General features: G+C 73.9%; 12 protein-coding genes and 1 pseudogene. 2 read left to right on the top strand and 11 right to left on the bottom strand.

The annotated features are described in order from the left end of the window. Positions 1 to 1,445: pseudogene (locus NBZ85_RS12680) on the top strand (WD40 repeat domain-containing protein); the annotation flags it as partial. A gap of 18 nt (positions 1,446 to 1,463) precedes the next feature. Here the strand turns inward: NBZ85_RS12680 and NBZ85_RS12675 are convergent. Continuing rightward, on the bottom strand, positions 1,464 to 2,492 hold the full coding sequence (locus NBZ85_RS12675) for a hypothetical protein (protein WP_261556650.1): 1,029 nt from the start codon (positions 2,490 to 2,492) through the stop codon (positions 1,464 to 1,466). A 13-nt stretch (positions 2,493 to 2,505) separates the two neighbouring features. Continuing rightward, entirely contained in the window at positions 2,506 to 3,045 is a 540-nt protein-coding gene (locus NBZ85_RS12670; RefSeq protein WP_261556649.1) for a hypothetical protein, read from the bottom strand. A gap of 204 nt (positions 3,046 to 3,249) precedes the next feature. On the opposite strand from NBZ85_RS12670, the gene NBZ85_RS12665 reads away from it, so the two are divergent. Next, positions 3,250 to 3,840, top strand: a complete 591-nt coding sequence (locus tag NBZ85_RS12665; RefSeq protein ID WP_261556648.1) for a hypothetical protein — start codon at positions 3,250 to 3,252, stop codon at positions 3,838 to 3,840. Positions 3,841 to 3,939: 99 nt separating this feature from the next. On the opposite strand, the gene NBZ85_RS12660 is transcribed toward NBZ85_RS12665, so the two are convergent. The 9 genes from NBZ85_RS12660 to NBZ85_RS12620 form a co-directional block, all read right to left on the bottom strand. Continuing rightward, positions 3,940 to 6,453 (bottom strand): Hsp70 family protein, encoded by a 2,514-nt coding sequence (locus NBZ85_RS12660; protein WP_261556647.1) that lies wholly within the window; start codon positions 6,451 to 6,453, stop codon positions 3,940 to 3,942. 183 nt (positions 6,454 to 6,636) lie between these two features. After that, positions 6,637 to 7,695 carry a methylmalonyl Co-A mutase-associated GTPase MeaB gene (meaB, locus tag NBZ85_RS12655; RefSeq protein WP_261556646.1) on the bottom strand — a complete coding sequence of 353 codons (1,059 nt, stop codon included), beginning with the start codon at positions 7,693 to 7,695 and terminating at the stop codon, positions 6,637 to 6,639. Between the two features lie 47 nt (positions 7,696 to 7,742). After that, entirely contained in the window at positions 7,743 to 9,992 is a 2,250-nt protein-coding gene (gene scpA, locus NBZ85_RS12650; RefSeq protein WP_261556645.1) for a methylmalonyl-CoA mutase, read from the bottom strand. Next, entirely contained in the window at positions 9,992 to 11,902 is a 1,911-nt protein-coding gene (locus tag NBZ85_RS12645; protein ID WP_261556644.1) for a methylmalonyl-CoA mutase subunit beta, read from the bottom strand. The genes scpA and NBZ85_RS12645 overlap by 1 nt, the downstream gene beginning before the upstream one ends. A 92-nt stretch (positions 11,903 to 11,994) precedes the next feature. Beyond that, positions 11,995 to 13,200 carry a type IV toxin-antitoxin system AbiEi family antitoxin domain-containing protein gene (locus NBZ85_RS12640; protein ID WP_261556643.1) on the bottom strand — a complete coding sequence of 402 codons (1,206 nt, stop codon included), beginning with the start codon at positions 13,198 to 13,200 and terminating at the stop codon, positions 11,995 to 11,997. A gap of 228 nt (positions 13,201 to 13,428) precedes the next feature. Next, positions 13,429 to 14,643: a lipase family protein gene (locus NBZ85_RS12635; RefSeq protein WP_261556641.1), complete on the bottom strand. Its 1,215-nt coding sequence runs from the start codon at positions 14,641 to 14,643 to the stop codon at positions 13,429 to 13,431. Between the two features lie 99 nt (positions 14,644 to 14,742). Next, positions 14,743 to 15,390 (bottom strand): SCO family protein, encoded by a 648-nt coding sequence (locus NBZ85_RS12630; RefSeq protein ID WP_261556640.1) that lies wholly within the window; start codon positions 15,388 to 15,390, stop codon positions 14,743 to 14,745. A 35-nt stretch (positions 15,391 to 15,425) separates the two neighbouring features. After that, positions 15,426 to 16,649, bottom strand: coding sequence for a glycoside hydrolase family 6 protein (locus NBZ85_RS12625; RefSeq protein WP_261561979.1), 1,224 nt, complete (start codon positions 16,647 to 16,649; stop codon positions 15,426 to 15,428). Positions 16,650 to 16,968: 319 nt separating this feature from the next. After that, the coding region (locus NBZ85_RS12620) for a glycoside hydrolase family 6 protein (protein WP_261561978.1) at positions 16,969 to 17,904 on the bottom strand (936 nt) is incomplete at its 5' end.

Raw genomic sequence — 17,904 nt, 5'->3', positions numbered from 1 at the left:
CTTTGGCCCCGCCCATTCCGCCAGGCGGATCAGTCCCACCAGGCGAATCAGTCCCGCCAGGCGGATCAGTCCCACCGCCGGCACAGGGACCGGGCAGCGCGGCCACGACGCCGAGTGGCCCGCCGGACAGCGCGCCGCCCACCCGGCGCCGGCGCCGACCCCGCGCGCTTGTGCTCGCCGGCGCCCTGGTGGTCCTGCTCGCCGCCGCAGTGGCGATTCCGGTCATCGTCCTGGGCGGCGGTGGCGGGCCGGGCACTGCGAGCCCGGCCGAGCGAGCGGCCGCGTCGACGCGGCTGGCCACCGACGCCGCCACACGTCGCGCCCAGGATCCGCAGCTCGCCGCGCGGCTCAGCCTCGCGGCCTACACGATCGCCCCGACCACCGCGGCCCGGGACGCGCTGATCGCCTCGTTCGCGCAGTCGACCGCGACACAGGTACCCGCCGGCGCGTCGGCATACTCCGACCTCGCGCTCAGCCCGGACGGCACGACACTCGCCGGCACCGACGACGCCGGCCGGCTACACCTGTGGCGCCTCGACGCCGCCGGCCGGCCGACCGTCGCCGCGCAGGGCTCGGCCGACGACCACGCCAGTGGGGTGATCTTCGACAGCGACGGCCGGACGCTGGCGACCGGCGGGGCCACCGACGCCGGCCGGCTGTGGGATGTCAGCGACCCGGCGAGGCCGCGCCCGCTCGGCGCGCTCGGCACCCAGTCGACGCCGGTGCACCGCCTGGCCCTGTCCACCAAGGCTCATCTGCTCGCCACAGCCGGCGTCGACTGGTCGGTCGGGCTGTGGGACATCGCCGACCCCGCCCGGCCCACCTCCCTGCAACTGCTGATCGGGCGGTCCGGACCGGTGACCGGGGTGGCGCTGCGCCCCGACGGGGCCGTGCTCGCCATCGCCGGGGTGGGCGGCACCGTCCAGCTCTGGAACGTGCGCGACCCGCGCCACCCCACGCAGATGGGCTCGGTGCCGGGCCACACCGGCGCCGTCAACACGGTGGCGTTCAGCCCGGACGGCACGCTGCTGGCCACCGGGGGCGACGACCAGAACCTGCAGGTGTCCGACGTCGCCGACCCGAACCATCCGCGCGTCGCGAAGCGCCTGCCCGGCCACGCCGCGCCCGTGACCACCGTCGCCTTCGCCTCCGGCGACCAGTTGCTGAGCGCGGACAGCGCAGGCAGCGTCGCCTACTCGAATCTCTCCGTTCCCGCGCCCGCGCTCATCCCGATGGGCGCCGTGGACTCGCCGGTGCGGGCGATGAGCGCGACCGCCGCGGGGAGCATCGCGCTGACCACCGACAGGGGCACGATCCTGCTCGGGACGCTGGACCCGCAGCGGTTGCGGCAGAGCACCTGCGCGAAGCCGGGGGCAGCGCTGAGCCGGGCGGAGTGGAGCCAACTCGTGCCCGGCATCCCCTGGTCCGACGCCTGCGCAAGCTGATCACCTGCCGACCGCGGATCAGGAGGCCGACCGGCGTCGGCGCCACCGGCGCGCGAGCATGACCAGCATCCCGACGCCGACCAGCGACCCGCCGGTGGCGATCGCGGACGTGACCGCGACCCGGCGGGTGGAGGCGCCATGCACGCGGACCCGTTCGGAGGCGCCGCGACGGTCAGGGAAGCGGATCACCGCCGTGGCGGTCCGCTCGACCAGCCCGCTGTGCAGCTTCACCGTCGCAGTCCACGGGCCCGCCGGTATCTGCCCGTCGAGTGCGAACGAGACCGGGCTGACCTCCCCAGGGGCGATCGTCGTCCCGAGGTTCGCCCGGAACGGTCCGGCCTGCAGGCCGCCCGGACCCTTGGTCAACGTCAGCTCGCCGGACATGTCCAATGCCCGGCCACCGGTGTTGTGGATCTCGGTACCGACCGCCAGTCGCCCGTCGAGCAGACGGCTCGCGGTGAGTGCGGCGATGGTGAAGCCGGCGGCGGGCGGCCCGCCGGGGCCGATGTCCAGGTACATCCGGATCCCGACCCGGTTGACCATCTGGAAGCCGCTGCCCTTCGGCGCCGCGCTGCCCGCCTGCGCCCAGAGCACGCCGTAGTGTTCGCCCGGCGAGGCGTCCCGGGGTACGGCGACAGTCACCACGGCCTTCTCCCGGGAGTGCGCGCCGACCTCGATCGCGCTCCGGTCCAGGCTGACCCAGGTGGTCAGCTCGTTGGGCTTGCGGCCCTCGGCGAAGTGGAACGAGCTGTCACCGAGGCTCGCGGCCCCCGGGTACAGCTCGATCCGCATCGGGGCGTCGGTGTTGTTCACGGCCTCCACCTGGCGGCGCATCGTGGTGCCCGGGTTGAGGTGATCGACGATGTACTGCCTGGCCCGGGGATCCTTCCACAGCGACGCGGTGACCTCGACCAGCCTGATCCCGAACGTTCCATCGGAGTTGACGGTCCCGTTGCGGGGCGCGGCCGACACGGCAGGAACGGTGGTGGCCGGGATGAGCATCCCGGCCACCACCGCGAGGGCACCGAGGAGGGTGCCTCTGTTCATCCCGTAGCCCCGATCACGGCACCGTGGAGTGGGTGATCGTGGCGGTGTAGTTGGTACCGGCGACGGCGGTGGGCGGGATGTCCACCGTCAGCGTCGGGTTCCACGACGCCGAGTTGATGCCGGGGCCGGCGGTGGCCGTCACCGTCGGGACCGTGACGAATTCGCCGGTGAAGTTGACGTCGGTCGCGGTTCCCGTGTTGTTCACGCGGGTGACCGTCCCCGGCGAGTAGTGGATGTTCGTGATGGGGATAGCGGCGATGCCGGATCCCACCGGCGCGTTGAAGTTGGTGGTGGACACGCTGGCCACCCAGGAGGGCGCTTCGATGCCCTGTGTGTCGGTGACGGTGACGAGCCCGAGGGGACCCGACACGGGCGTCGTCCCGATCGCGCCGGTCAGGGTGGCGGTGGCCGGAGCCGTGATGTTCACGGCCCCTCCGGTGAGGGTCAGGGTCACCACAGTGTCGGCGGTCGCGGCATTGGCCGGTAGCGCCGAGCCGAGAAGGGCGGCCGCCGCGGCGGCTGCGCTCAGAAGAAACAGCGATGACTTACGCAATGCAACTACTCCCCTACGTGAGGCCGGAGCGCCCCTGCTGCGGTATCGAGAGATGTGATCCGCCGGGCACGCAGCGAAAGCTATCACCCTGAGTAGCTAATTGAACACACACAGCAACAGCCGCGTGTCTCGACGGCCTTCCCCGGTCACCGCTCGCCCCCGCCGGACTCGTCTCGTCCGGGGCTGAGGTCCAGGCCCACCCTCGTGCGTCGTGGTAGCAAGGCCAGCATCGTGCTGCGGATGCGGTCAGGAGTCGTCGAGATGCGGTACAACCTCCCCGGCCTCGGGCGGACGACAGGCGGGCTTCCGGCATTCACAGTCCTCGTGATCCTGCTGGTCACCTGGTCCGGCAGCCCGGCCCGGGCGGCGCTGGCCATCACCGCCCCCGCCACGGCGAACCTCGGTTCGCACGCGCTCGGCGGCGACCCGCTCAGCGTCCAACTGGCGACGACGACCGTCACCAGCACCGCTCTGGTCGGCGCCTGGACGGCCACCGTGACCTCGACGAACTGCACGACCGGGGCCGGCGTGCCCGACGAGACGATCCCCCGGGCGTCGCTGACCTACTGGTCCGGCCCCGCCACCGCTACGACCGGCCTGCCATCCCTGGTCAGCCCCGGCCAGCCCACCGCGGCGAGTGCCATGACGCTGGCTGCCTCCCGCACCGCCTTCTCCGCCACCACGACGGATCTCGACACGAGCACCGTCTCGTGGGAACCGACACTCACCGTTGCCGTTCCCACGAACGTGATCGTCGGCACCTACACCTGCACCGTCACCCACTCCGTGGCCTGAGAGCCGGCAGGCTCGCCGCACCATGCGACCGCCCGGCCGGCGTCCCCCGCCCTGCCACGCAGATCAACCGGCCCGCGCACTCTGCGGGCCGGTGCCCGGTCAGGCGGGTACCGGTCCCACCCCCGTCGTCAGCTTCTCCAGCCTGGCGACGTTCTCCCCGACCGTGTCGTCGCTGCGCGGCACGTAGTGCGCGTCGAAGGCAATCTTGCGACCGTTCTCCAGGAAGTAACGCAGGAAGGCGGCGGTCGCCGGCCGACGCAGCGCGTCGGTGCGGGCGTAGACGAACAGCGGCTTGCACAGCGGCAGGTAAAGCCCGGTGCCGACGGCCACCGCGGTCGGCGCGACGCACCCCTCGCCGTTGTTGATCTCCACTCCGCGCAGCCTGGCGCCGAACGTCTCGTAGGTGGGGTAATCCAGAAAACCGATGGCCGACCGGTCGCCGGCCACGTCGTTGGCGACCCCGCTCAGGTCCACCTGCCGGTAGGCGCGGGAGCGGTCGCTGGCGTCACTGATGGTCGCGTTGAAGACCTCTGCCTGCACCGAGTCGTGGGGCGGGCCGACGAACGCGATCGGTTCGTCCGGGAACGAGCTGTCGATCTGGCTCCAGCGGGTCACCGACGAGTCGGCGCCCCAGACCTGCTTGACCTGCTTGAGGCTGAGGCAGCGCAGCCAGGTGTTCTGCGGATTGACCACGATCGGCAGGGTGTGGTGCGCGACCTCGAACCCGACGACCTTCTTCGCGCAGCCGGGATCCTTGACGATTCCCGGGGTGAGCTCGAAAGAGGCGTCGGCGAGTTCGGCCTTGCCGCTGCACAGGGCCGCGAAACCGTCCTCGGTACTGGTCGCCTCGATGCTGACGGTGACGTTGCGCTGGGTCTGGCGGAACTCGTTGTAGGCGGTCTCGGTGATGGGGGCGACCTCGGAGGAGCCCGCGACCCGGACGAGGTTCGCCGCAGGCGCCGGCTCGGCGGTCGGGCTGGACGACGCCGGGATCGGATCGGTGGTCGGGAAGGCAGTGGCGGCGGCCACGGAATCCGAGCCCGAACCCGAGTCGCGTCCCGTGAGCACGACCCCGGCGGTCGTCCCGACGGCGACGAACAGAACGGCGATGATCGCCGCGGCCACCAGGGCCCGACGGGACCCGAAGATCCCGCCACCGCCTTCCTGCGCGGCGCGATGCGACCCCCCGGCGTCCGCGGCGGCGCCCACGGGCGGACCCGCCGCGTCCGCGGGGAGTAGTCCGGTCTCGTCGGCGCTCGCGGCCGCGGCATAGGCACCGGGGGCCGCGACCGGCTGGCCGAGCTCGCCACCGCCGCCCCCACCCGGTGGGCCGGCGGCGACCGTCACCGCACTCTGCTCGGCCGCGCCGCCGGCGCCGGCTCCCGGCGGCGGCGTCCCGCCCCCGGACAGGAACGGGGGCAGCGAGGTGAGACTGGCGGCGTCCGGCGGGCGGATGACCGCGGTGACGTCGTACGGCTCCTCGACGGCCACGGCACCCGCCGCTCCCACGGCGCCGAACACCGTCCCACCGGCCCGGACGGAACGATCTGCGAAGTCGGCGGCGACCAGCGCCGCGCCCATTGCCACGTCCGCATCCGGGCGGCGCTCGAGCCGGCCGATCTCCGGGAAGGCCGCCCGCAGCCGGCGCGCCACCAGCGGCAGGTGCGCGACCCCACCGGACAGCAGGATACGGGACAGATCCGCGGGATCTGCCGGCACCGAACGCAAGGCCCGCCGGAAGGTCTCGACGGTGTCGTCGATGATCGGGCCGGCGAGCGTCTCCAGCTCGCCGCGGGTCAACGTGACCGAGGCGTCGACACCGGGCAGCTCCACCGCCACATCGACCTCGTCCTCCTCGGCGAGGATCTCCTTGGCCTGGGCGACCTCGCGGCGCAGCCGGGCGAGCGCGGTGCGGGTGGCGGCGTCGGCCCGGTCGAGCCGAGCGGGCTCGACGTCGGCCGCGGCCAGCACCCGGTCCACCAGCAGCCCGTCGAGGTCGAGGCCGGCGCCGTGGCGCAGCCCCGCCGGGGCGCCGACGAGCTGGAACCCGAACGGCGAGAAGGACAGGATCGCGGTGTCGAGGAATCCGGCGCCGAGGTCGTACCAGCCGACGAGGTCGACCGTCTGCGTCACCGAAGCGCGGGCGAGCAGCGTCCCCATCGCGTCGGCCGCGGGGAGGGCGACGACCGGCAGCTCCAGCCCGGAGAGCTGGGTGATCGCGTCGGCGAAGGTCTCCCGCCGGCCCGGGGACCAGAACGTCGGGAAGGTCACCACCACCTGGTCCGGCAGCCCGCCGAGCTGATCGGCGGCCAGCGCGACGAGATGCGCGACCAGGCGGGCGAGCAGGCCCTCGCGGCTGTAGGCGGCGCCGCCGAGCAGGACCGGGCCGCCCTCGCCGAGCTGGCGCAGCAGGTCGGTCCCGGCCCGGTCCGGGTCGGTCTGGGCACGCCGGGCTGCCGCGCGGGCGAACTGCAGGCCGCCACCCGATGGCGCGTAGACCACCGACGGCAGCCGGCGCTGCCCGCCGAGTTCGAGCACGCGAGGCCAGCCGCCGTCCGCGACCGCGACAATCGTGTTCGCGGATCCGATATCGATACCGAGCTGATAACCCACCGCGACTCCCGACCCCGCCTGATCACCGAAGCGCCCCGGGGCACCTGGACTGCCCCAGATCGCCGGAGACCTTGCCCCTCCGTATGCTGCGATCATCGTAGACGCTTGACCAGGCAATCTTCATGTCCGGTGCAAGACAGGAAATAACCGGAACCGAAGTCAGTCGCGGGACAGCGGAAGCAGCTATCGCCCGGTGTCGGAAGATGGCGTGGGTTCGTCGAAGGCGGTGAGGATCGCGTCGGCGGCGAGGGCGGGGGTGAGCGTGCCGTCGCGGACACGGCGTTCGAGGTCGGGGGTGAGCTCCCGGACGCGCGGGTGCGCCCGCAGCTCGGCGAGCAGACGATCGTGGACCATCGCCCAGGTCCAGTCCACCTGCTGACGCCGGCGGCGGGCGGCGAGCTCGCCGGAGGCGTCGAGGGTGTCCTGATGCTTGATCACCTGCGCCCAGACGGTGTCGAGGCCGGTGCGCTCGGCGGCGCTGCAGGTGAGTACGGGGGTGTTCCAGTCGCGCGGGCCCGAGGAACCCTGCAGCATGCGCAGCGCCCCGGCGAGTTCGCGGGCCGCGCGGCGGGCATCGAGCTCGTGCGGGCCGTCGGCCTTGTTCACCGCGATGACGTCGGCGAGCTCCAGGACGCCCTTCTTGATCCCCTGAAGCTGGTCGCCGGTGCGGGCCAGGGTCAGGAACAGGAAGGTGTCGACCATGTCGGCCACCGTCGTCTCCGACTGGCCGACGCCGACCGTCTCGACCATGACGACGTCGTAGCCGGCCGCCTCCATGACGACCATCGCCTCCCGGGTGGCCTTCGCGACCCCGCCGAGGGTGCCCGCGGTCGGCGAGGGCCGGATGAACGCCGCCGGGTCCACCGACAGCGCGGCCATCCGGGTCTTGTCGCCGAGGATGCTGCCGCCGGTCCGCGTCGAGGACGGGTCGACGGCGAGCACCGCCACCTGGTGGCCCCGCCCGGTCAGCGTGGTGCCCAGCGCGTCGATGAACGTCGACTTGCCCACGCCCGGAACCCCGGTGATCCCGACGCGGCGCGCCTTGCCGGCGTGCGGGAGCAGGGTCACCAGCAACTGCTGGGCGAGCTCCCGGTGGTCCGGCCGGCTGGACTCGACCAGCGTGATGGCCCGCGCGATCCAGGTCCGCGACGAGGCCAGCACGCCATCCGCGTACTCGGTCAGATCGATGTGCCGGGTCACGACGCCGGCGATGCCATAGCCAGCGGCGCCGGCGCCAGCCATGCCGAGACCGGCGGTGCCGTTGCCAGAGATGCCACAGCTCGGCCCGCTCAGGCGGCGGAGTGGCCGAGCTGCGCCGACAGGGTGGCGAGCAGTTCCAGCGCCGCGTCGGCGATGACCGTCCCCGGGGGGAAGATCGCCGCCGCCCCGGCGGCCCGCAGCTCGTCGAAGTCGCCCGGGGGGATGACGCCGCCGACCACGATGAGGATGTCGGAGCGGTCCAGCGCGGCGAGCTCCTCGCGCAGCGCGGGCACCAGGGTGAGGTGCCCCGCGGCCAACGACGACACGCCGACGATCTGCACGTCCGCCTCGATCGCCTGGCGGGCGACCTCGGCGGGCGTCTGGAACAGCGGGCCGACGTCGACGTCGAAGCCGATGTCGGCGAAGGCGCTGGCGATGACCTTCTGGCCGCGGTCGTGGCCGTCCTGGCCCATCTTCGCGACGAGGATGCGCGGCCGGCGGCCCTCCGCGCGCTCGAACTCGGCGGCGGCCTCGCGGGCGGCGGCGACATTCCCGGCGGGCCCTGCCTCATCCCGGTACACCCCGGAGATGGTACGGATCTGGCCGGAATGGCGCCCGTAGACCTTCTCCAACGCATCGGAGATCTCGCCGACGGTCGCCTGGGCGCGGGCCGCGTCGACGGCCAGCGCCAACAGGTTCTGCTCCAGGCCGGGGCCGCGGCGGCCGTCGCGGGCGGCGTCGGCGGCGGCGGTCAGCGCGTGCAGCGCCGCCTCGACCGCCGCCGGGTCGCGCTCGGCACGCAGCCGGCGCAGCTTGTCGATCTGTTCGGTGCGCACCGCCGAGTTGTCGACCTTGAGGACCTCGATCGCCTCGTCGGCGTCCACCCGGTACTTGTTCACGCCGATGAGCGGCTGGCGGCCGGCGTCGATGCGCGCCTGGGTGCGCGCGGCGGCCTCCTCGATGCGCATCTTGGGGATGCCGGCGTCGATCGCCTGCGCCATGCCGCCGGACGCCTCGACCTCGCTGATGTGCCCCCACGCCTTGCGGGCCAGGTCGTAGGTGAGCCGCTCGACGTAGTGGCTGCCGCCCCACGGGTCGATCACCCGGGTGGTGCCGGACTCCTGCTGCAGCAGCAGCTGGGTGTTGCGGGCGATGCGGGCGGAGAAGTCGGTGGGCAGCGCCAGCGCCTCGTCGAGGGCGTTGGTGTGCAGCGACTGGGTGTGGCCCTGGGTGGCGGCCATCGCCTCGACGCAGGTGCGCACCACGTTGTTGAACACGTCCTGGGCGGTCAGCGACCAGCCCGACGTCTGCGAGTGGGTGCGCAGCGACAGCGACTTCGAGCTCGTCGGGGAGAACTGGTTGACCAGCCGCGCCCACAGCAGCCGGGCCGCCCGCAGCTTGGCGACCTCCATGAAGAAGTTCATGCCGATCGCCCAGAAGAACGACAGCCGCGGGGCGAACGCGTCGATCGCCAACCCCGCGCCCAGGCCGGCGCGGATGTACTCGACGCCGTCGGCGAGGGTGTAGGCGAGCTCCAGGTCGGCCGTCGCGCCGGCCTCCTGCATGTGGTAGCCGGAGATGGAGATCGAGTTGAACTTCGGCATCTTCTGCGAGGTGTACGAGAAGATGTCCGAGATGATCTGCATCGACGGCTGCGGCGGGTAGATGTAGGTGTTGCGGACCATGAACTCCTTGAGGATGTCGTTCTGGATGGTCCCGGCGAGCTGCTCCGGGGCCACCCCCTGCTCCTCCGCCGCCACGATGTAGAGCGCGAGCACCGGCAGCACCGCGCCGTTCATGGTCATCGACACGCTCATCCGGTCCAGCGGGATGCCGTCGAACAGCTGGCGCATGTCGAGGATGGAGTCGATGGCGACACCGGCCATCCCGACGTCGCCGGTGACCCGCGGGTGATCCGAGTCGTAGCCGCGGTGGGTCGGCAGGTCGAAGGCGACCGACAGGCCCTTCTGGCCGGCCGCGAGGTTACGCCGGTAGAACGCGTTCGACGCCGCCGCGGTGGAGAACCCGGCGTACTGGCGGATCGTCCACGGCTGGGTGACGTACATCGCCGGATACGGGCCGCGCAGGAACGGCGCGACTCCCGGGTAGGTGCGCAGGAAGTCGAGCTCGGCGGTGTCGGTGGCGGTGTAGAGCGGCTTGACCGCGATGCCCTCGGGGGTGTCCCAGGTCAGGGCGTCGACGTCCTTGCCGGTCGCCGCCTCCAGCGCGGTGCGCCACTCGGCCTCGGGCGTGTCCGCACCGGCCGGCGGGCTCCCAAGCTCCACCTGGGAGAAGTCCGGAATGGCGGCGGACCGCCGGTTCGAGCTGTCGACGGACATCAGCGCACTCCCGCCTCGGCCTGCGTCGCCTGGAGCACGGCGACCGCATTGCATCCTGTGAAGACGTACCCGTCGATTCCCGCCTCGGTGTCGGCCTGGGCGCGCGAGCCGGGCTGGCCGGCGAGCCACACCTGACGGGCGCCCGCGCCGCGCAGCGCCCGGGCGACCGGGGCGGCGTGCTCGGCGTACACCTTGTCACCCGAGCACAGGCAGGCCACCGCGGCGCCGGAGGCGGCGAAGGCCGCCGCGATCGCGGCCGGGTCGGTGCCCGGGCCGGACGTCGGGGTCTCGAACCCGCCCGCCTGGAACAGGTTCGCGGCGAACGAGGCGCGGGCGGTCGACGCCGCCGCGCTGCCGAGGGTGGCCAGGAACACCACCGGGCGCGCCGCCTCCGCGGCGTGGGCGTCGGCCCGTGACCGCAGCGCCTCGAAGTCGGCGTCGTAGTGGATCTCGGGCAGGCCGGGGGTGCCGCCCGTGGGGGCCGCGAGCGGCTCGGCCGGGACCGGGGCCCGCCTGGGGAGGGCCTCGGCCAGGTTTGGGAACTCGCTGACGCCGGTGAGGGGATCGCGGCGATGGGCGATCGCCTCGGCGCGCGTCGCCCAGGTGGCCGCGATCCGCTCGGCGACGAGACCGGAGCGCAGGGCCGCGACGATGCCGCCGGCCCGCTCGATCTCGGTGAACCAGGCCCAGGCGGCCTCGGCGAGCTCGGCGGTGGCCGACTCGACGAACCAGGAACCGCCGGCCGGGTCGATCACCCGGATCAGGCTCGACTCCTCCTGCAGGAGGGTCTGGGTGTTGCGGGCGATCCGCCGGGAGAAGTCGTCGGGCAGGCCGAGGCGGGTGTCGAACGGCAGGACCGTCACCGCGTCCGCGCCGCCGACGCCGGCACCGAAGCAGGCCAGGGTGGTGCGCAGCATGTTCACCCAGGGGTCGCGCCGCGTCATCATCGGCGCCGAGGTGACCGCGTGCTGGCGCTGGGCGCGCTCGGCCGGCTCGGCCCCGCACACCTGCGCGACCCGCGACCACAGCCGGCGCGCGGCCCGCAGCTTCGCGATGGAGGAGAACTGGTCGGCGGTGACGGCGTAGCGGAACTCCACCTGCCCGAGGGCCTCGGGCAGGCTCAGCCCGGCGTCGGTGAGCGCACGCAGGTAGGCGACCCCGGTGGCCAGCGACGCGCCGAGTTCCTCGGCGTCGCTGCCGCCGGCGCGATGGTAGGGCTGGGCGTCGACGACGAACGCGCGCACGCCGGGAAACTCGGCGACGCAGCGCGCCGCCAGGGCCGCCGCCTCGACGAGCCCGGTCGGGCCGTCCGCCGGCAGGCCCGACCGGGCCGCCAGGCCGATCGGATCGGCGCCGAGACTGCCCGCGAGCTGAGAGCCGGGCACGCCGCGGGCGGCGGCGAGGCGGAAGAGCTCCTCGGCCGCGGACCGGGTCTGCGCACCCGCATCGACGACCACGGGGGCCAGGTCGAGGTAGACCTCGCCGAGCACCGTGGACAGGGCGTCGATCGGCAGCCCACCGGGACCGAGACGCAGCCACAGCGAGGTGGCGCCGTTCTCCAGGTCGGTGAGAACGGCGTCGGCGGCGAGCTTCGCGTCGGGACCGGCGTGCAGGGCGCGGACGTCCCAACCGGTGGCGCCCGCGCCCTGGGGCCGGGCGCCCCGCACGAACGGGGCGAGGCCCGGCAGTCCCACGCCGCCGGCCGGCAGGTCGTCCGCCGTGTAGAGCGGTCGGATCAGCGGGCCGTCATAGGTCCGCGTCGCCAGCAGCTCCTCGACTTCGCCGGCGGCGGTCGCCTCGGTCGCCACGCCGGACTTGCGCAGGACGCCCAGGACGAGCTTCTGCCACTCGGCGCGGGTGGCCTCCGGAAAGTCTGCGGCCAGCGACAGCCCGGCCGTTGGAACGCTCATGTTCCGGATCGTAGGCGTGGGACGCCCAGGCGGCTCGGAATGTACTTCCTGTCACAAGTCCTTGCCCGCCTTTGCGCGGATGGTGGCAATGTTCACGAGGCCTGCAGTTCCTCCTGATCCCGCACGGCCGGGCCGGCGAGGACCCGCTCGACGGCTGCGACGATCCGCTCCGGGTACCAGGCGACGTCGAGCGCGCTGAACCGCAGCACCGTCCATCGCAGGGCAGCGAGCAGGTTGCCACGCAGCCGCTCCAGGTGGAAGGCCTCGGCGGAGCTCGTCGTGGTGTAGGTGTCGGCCTCGACGTCGAGCCGGTGCTCCGGCCAGGCCAGGTCGAGCCGCGCGATCGACTGGCCGCTGGCGTCCCGGACCGGCCACTGCAGCTGGGGTGGCGTGAGCCCCGCGTCGACGAGCATCAGCCGCAGCCGGGTCTCGAGCCCCGACTCGGCCCGCCCGTCGGCCAGCGGCCACCAGTCCCGCGTCGGCCGGAAGCCCCGCCGACCGGCCGCCGCCTCGCGGGCCGCACGCAGGTTCGGCACGGCCCCGCTGCGCAGGGCGGCGTCCATCTCGGCGACGGCGGCCTCCCGATGGGGCGCCGCGAGCACGAGATCGGCGAGAGTACGCGCCGGCGAGGTCACGGGGATCCCGGCCAGGTCGACCTGCTCGTCGGGGCCCAGCTCGGTGAAGTGCAGCCGGATTCCGCGCGGTTGCGCACGGGTGAGCCGAGGCGGCAGCAGAAGGTGCACGGGCTCGGCCGGATTCTCCGGCTCCCCACCGGGGAAACCGAGCAGCCGGGCGGCGGTGATGCCGCAGACCACCGCATGGGGGCGGCCGACAAGCGCCGCCCGCACGCGCGCCGACAGGGGAAAGGGAGGCCGCGCGAATACCCCCGGGCAGGCGCCGCCGCTGGGGAGCACCGGCAGGAATGGACCGCCCTGCGCCACGAGGTGACCGCCGCGCCACCCGTCGTCGGCAACCGCGTGGACCTCGCCGCCCAGCCGCGCCGGCTCCCGTGCCCCTCCCGATCCCCATCGCCCGTCCCCAGGTGCGACTACGTTCCTGCCGACGTCCCCGGTCAGGGGGCCGACCGGGACGACGAAGGCGCCGCGGACAGGGTGACTCCACTGATCGGACTGGACGAGCTGGCGCAGCTGACCACGGGTCAGGCCGGCGGACATCGCCTGCTGGAAGGTGATCACCCCACCCTGCCGACGCGCCAACGCGACGGCGGAGTCGAGACCGGGGTAGCGACGGATGACGGGTCGGGTCGGCGGGGACGAGGCCGAAGGGGAAAAGGTCATGAACCGAGAATCCAACAGAATCGGCCCTCCGGCCAGAGGCAACATGAAAGCTGTGGATAACCGCTGCGACGATGGACGGTCAGCAGATCAAGAATCCCGGGAACAGCGGCGACCACTTCCTACTTGCATCGCATCCTTATTCGAAGAAATGGTCGGGAATGGCATCCGGTGACAGCCAGAACACCGGCGCCGCGCGAGTCAGCGCAGTCCGGTCAGCGCAGCCCGGGGTCAGCAGTTTCCGCGGGTCGGGATGCCGGCGAAGCGATCGGCGAGGAACTGCAACGCGCCCGTCGTGCGCCCCACCCCGTCGATATGATCGCCGGGGAAGGGCGCCCAGGTCACCGCGACCCGGCGGGCGCAGTACGCCGCCCGCAGCCCCGCCGCCTGGCCGAACGCGACCAGGCTGTCCGACGTGGCGTGGTACAGGTAGAGCGGGACGCGAGGCGCGACCCGCCCCAGCGTGTTCTCGGCCAGCCGCGCCCGCCAGCGCGGCAGCGTCATCGGGTCGGTCGTCGTCAGATCGGCTATCCGCTCGCCGGCGTACCCGGTGACCAGGGCGAGCGCGCAGGCGGTGCGGACGGCGGCGAACACGCTGCGGCCAGGCGTGGTCAGTAGCGCATCCAGCCGCAGCTCCGGGTAGGCCGCGTCGAGGCCGACCGCGGCTGCCAGCTCCAGCCCGGCGGCCCCCTTCCCGTCCAGGCCCCGTTCGACGGCCTCCAGGTCGGCCGGCACGCCACCGGCGGCGACCCCGCGCACGTCCAGGTCCGGCGCGTAGGCGGGGGCGAGCTGCGCCGCCCATACCGCGGCGCCCCCGCCCTGCGAGTAGCCGGTCAGTCCCACCCGCCGATGCGCCGGGCCGGTGAGCCCCGCGACCCGCGGGGTGGCCCGCACGATGTCGAGCAGGGCGTGCCCCTCGGCGGGGCCGACGACGTAGGTGTGCTCGCCCGGGGTGCCGAGGCCCTCGTAGTCGGGTACGGCGACGATCCAGCCCCGGCGCAGCGCCTCGCTCAGCGCCCCGACGGCGAGGTTGACCCCCACGGCGAGGCCCTTCGACGCCGCGCAGTCATCGCCGAGCCCCTGGGTGCCGGGCGCGTAGCCGAGAATCGGCGCGTCGTCGGTGGGGCGGGCGGGGACGAGCACGGTCCCGCTGACCGCGGTCGGCCTGCCCAACGCCCCGCTGGACAGGTACAGCACCTGGAACACCCGGGCGCCGAGCGCGGCGAACTGCCCCGCCGCCGGCACGGGACGCCACCACAGAACGTCCCCCGGCCGGCCGGCGGGCAGCGGCGCCGGCGGGCGGTAGAACGCCTCCCCCGCCGGGGCGGCCACCGGCCTGGCATGGGCGGGCGAGGCGGGCCCGCCGGCATCGGCCGGCGGACCACCGCCCCACGCCCGATCGCCCGACCCGCAGCCGGCGAGCGCCGGCACCAGAACCAGAACCAAGGCCAGGAGCGCCCCTCGGAGACGACACAGCGCGCTGTCCGGCATCCGGGCCGCTCCCCTCGCCACAGTTGCCTGGCGCCGGGTGGTCGGGCCCTGCGCTCAGCTCTCTCCCGCGAGCAGCAGCGGGATGTCGTGGGCGTAGTCGGCGACGGCGGTGCCGGCGAGGTAGCCGACGCGGGCGACGCCGTCCGGGCCGATCGCCGTGACCTGGCTGCCGTGCGGCACGACGATGGTGCCATCCGCGGCGGGCGTCGGCGTGCTGAAGGTGACGCCCGCCGTGTCGGCGAGGCGGGTCACGGCCGTGGCCGGCCCGGTCAGGCCGACGAACGAGCGGTCGAACTGGTCGAGCCAGTGGCGCAGGACCGGGCCCGTGTCGCGGGTCGGGTCGGTCGTCGCGACGACCACCCGAACCCGGGCCCGCTGCTCGGGCGTGAGCAGCCCGACCGCGGCGGCGAGGTCGGCGACCGTCGTGGGGCAGATGTCCGGGCAGGAGGTGTAGCCGAAGAACAGCAGGGTGAGTCGGCCGTCGGCGACCGCGGGCAGGGTCCACGGCCGGCCGGTGGTGTCGGTGAGCGTGCTGCCGGAAAGGCGCACCGGGGGGTCGAGGCGCACGCCTCGCACACCGGCGGCCTCACCGACGTCGTCGAGGTGCACCGGCCCCGCGACCGCCGCCTGCGAGCCGCCTGCGGGCCCGCAGGCGGCGAGCAGGCAGAGCAGCGCGGCGAGGCAGCCGACCAGGGCGGCCATGCGGCCACGCCCTGGTGACCTGCCGCCGCGAATCGTCACCCGGCCCTGCTCGCGAGGCCCATGGCGTAGTCGAGCCACCACCGGCCGGCGGCCGGGCCGCCGTTGCACGCGCCGTCCGATTCCCCGGGCACCTTGATCCACAGATAGGCATCCGCCCGAGGATTGCCGGTTCGGCCGGTGGGTGCCACGCCCAGGCCGCGACCGGGCGGGTTGCACCAGGCGTTGCCGGCGGCCGGGCCACGACCGTTGCGGGAGGTGTCGACGACGTAGTGGGAGGCTCCGCCGAGGGCCGCGACGACCGCGTCGCCGTAGGCCGTCTCGTCGGCGGTCTCGTCGAAGTTCGACACGTTGAGGGCGAAGCCCCGGGCCCGGGCGACGCCGGCCTGCCGCAGCCGGGCGGCGGTGTCCGCGGCGGAATGCCAGGATGCGTTGCCGGCGTCGAGGTAGACGTCGGCCCCGACCCCGGCGAGCTGGTCGACGGCGTAGCCGAGCATGGCGTACCGGGCGGTGGCGGCGGCCGGTGCCAGGCAGTCGGCCTGGGCCAGGGCGTCGGGTTCCAGGATGACCGCGGCGGGGCCAGTGCCGATGCCGGCCGCGAAGGCGGCGATCCACGCCCGGTAGGCGGACTCGTCGGCGACGCCGCCCGCCGACTGGCCGCCACCGCAGTCGCGCTGCGGGATCGCGTAGGCGACGAGCACCGGCAGCGCGCCGGCCGCCCGCACCACCCGAATCCGGTCGGCGACGCGGGTGCGCACCGTGGCGGGATCCGGATCGCCGAACCAGTCCGCGTGGGAGCGGTCGGCCAGCCGGGAGAGCGTCTGCGCCCCGGCGGGATCGCTCTGGCGCAGCGTGCGCACCGCCTGGGCCGCATCCCCGGCGGGATCGACGTAGAGGGCCGCGGCCGCGAACGGGTCACCCGCCGTCGCGGTGACGACCGCGGTCAACGCAGCGGCACCGGTCGACGCCACGGCACCGGCGGACGCGGCGGCCCCCGGGGCGGCGAGGCCGCCCGCCGTGGCCGCCGAGCTGGCCGACGCCGCCGGACGGGGGGAGGGTACCGGCGTAAGCGCCACGCCGACCTTCGCAGGTGCGACGGTGCCCGGCGAGCCTGGCGTCGGACCCGGCGGCGCCGGGGCGGGTGTGAGGGTGAAGACGCCCGGCTGCGCGGCGACCGTGCTCGATCCGCCCGAAGTCCCGTAGGCCGGCTCGATGACGAGCTGCTCCAGCCCGAAGCCGGCGAACACCATGAGCGCCGCCAACGGCCAGAGCAGCGCGGAGAACCGGCGGGGGTGGCCCCGTGAGGCGCCCGGAACTGCCGAGGCCCGAGCCGCCGACGGGGCCGGAAGACGATGACGGCGGTGACTCGAGGCGTCCGACACACGACCTCCGAATGCACGCGACCGCGCGCGCTTGACGCGCAGTGCCCCGATATCGGAAAGAGCATATCGGCCGCGACAATGGCGACCAACCGGTGGGTATCGGAAATCTCCAGCCCCGGGAGACTTCCTCCCCCGCCCGGGGGTGCGCGTCATCCAGCAGGTGCGCGTCATCCAGCAGGTGCGCGTCAATGACAGATGTTCAGCCCGCGGCGTTGCGCACCAGCTCCGCGGCCTGTTCCTGCCACCACTTGCCCGCCTCCGGATCGCCCCGGCCGCATTCCCCGTCGCTCGCGCCGGGGGTCTTCACCCAGAGGAAGGCGTCGGCGTGCGGATATCCCGTGCTGGTCGTCGGCTTCTCGCCGAGGCCGCGACCAGGCGGATTGCACCACCCGTTCGTCAGCCCGACCGCCGGGCCGCGGCCGTTGCGGGAGGTGTCGACGACGTAGTGGGCACCCCCGACGAACCCGGAGAGGATCTCGGCGCGGGCCACCTCGTCCTCGGTGCGGTAGAAGTTCGCCACGTTGACGGCGAAGCCGCGGGCGTGCGCGACCCCGGCCTCGGCCAGCCGCCGGGCCATGATCGCCGGGGCGATCCAGCCGCAGTTCGCGCCGTCGAGGTAGACGCTGGTCGCCGGCAGCGCGCCGTACACGTCGACCGCGTCGCGCAGCAGCGTGTAGCGCTCGGCGGCCTGGGCCGCGTCGAGCTGGTCGATCTGCCCGAGCGCGTCGGGTTCGAGCACGATGACCGCCGCCGCGCCGCCGATGCCCGCGGCGATCTGGCGGGTGAACTGGCGGTAGGAGGCGGCGTCGGGCAGCCCGCCGAGGGAGAAACCGGCACCCACGTCCCGGTGCGGGATGCCGTAGACCATGAACACGGCGGTCCCTCCGGTCGCCGACGCCGCCGCGGCCCGGTTGTGGACCTCACCGACCACGTCGGTGATCCAGTCGCCGACCGGGAAGGCGGTCGGGGTCTGCACGAGCGGGGCGATGGCCGCGGCGTCGGCCGGGTGGGCCTGCGCCTGCTGCGCCGCCTGGCTGGCCGGGTCGACCAGGAACGGACCGCGGGGCGCACGGCTCCGGGCGGCGGCCCCGTCGGCGGCAGCCGACGGACCGCTCCCGGCGCTACCGCCCATGGG

It is taken from the genome of Frankia tisae (genome assembly GCF_025403405.1).
GTDB lineage: Bacteria > Actinomycetota > Actinomycetes > Frankiales > Frankiaceae > Frankia > Frankia tisai.
The sequence above is the reverse complement of the archived record's forward strand: the minus strand, read 5'-3'. Positions and strand labels throughout refer to the sequence as shown.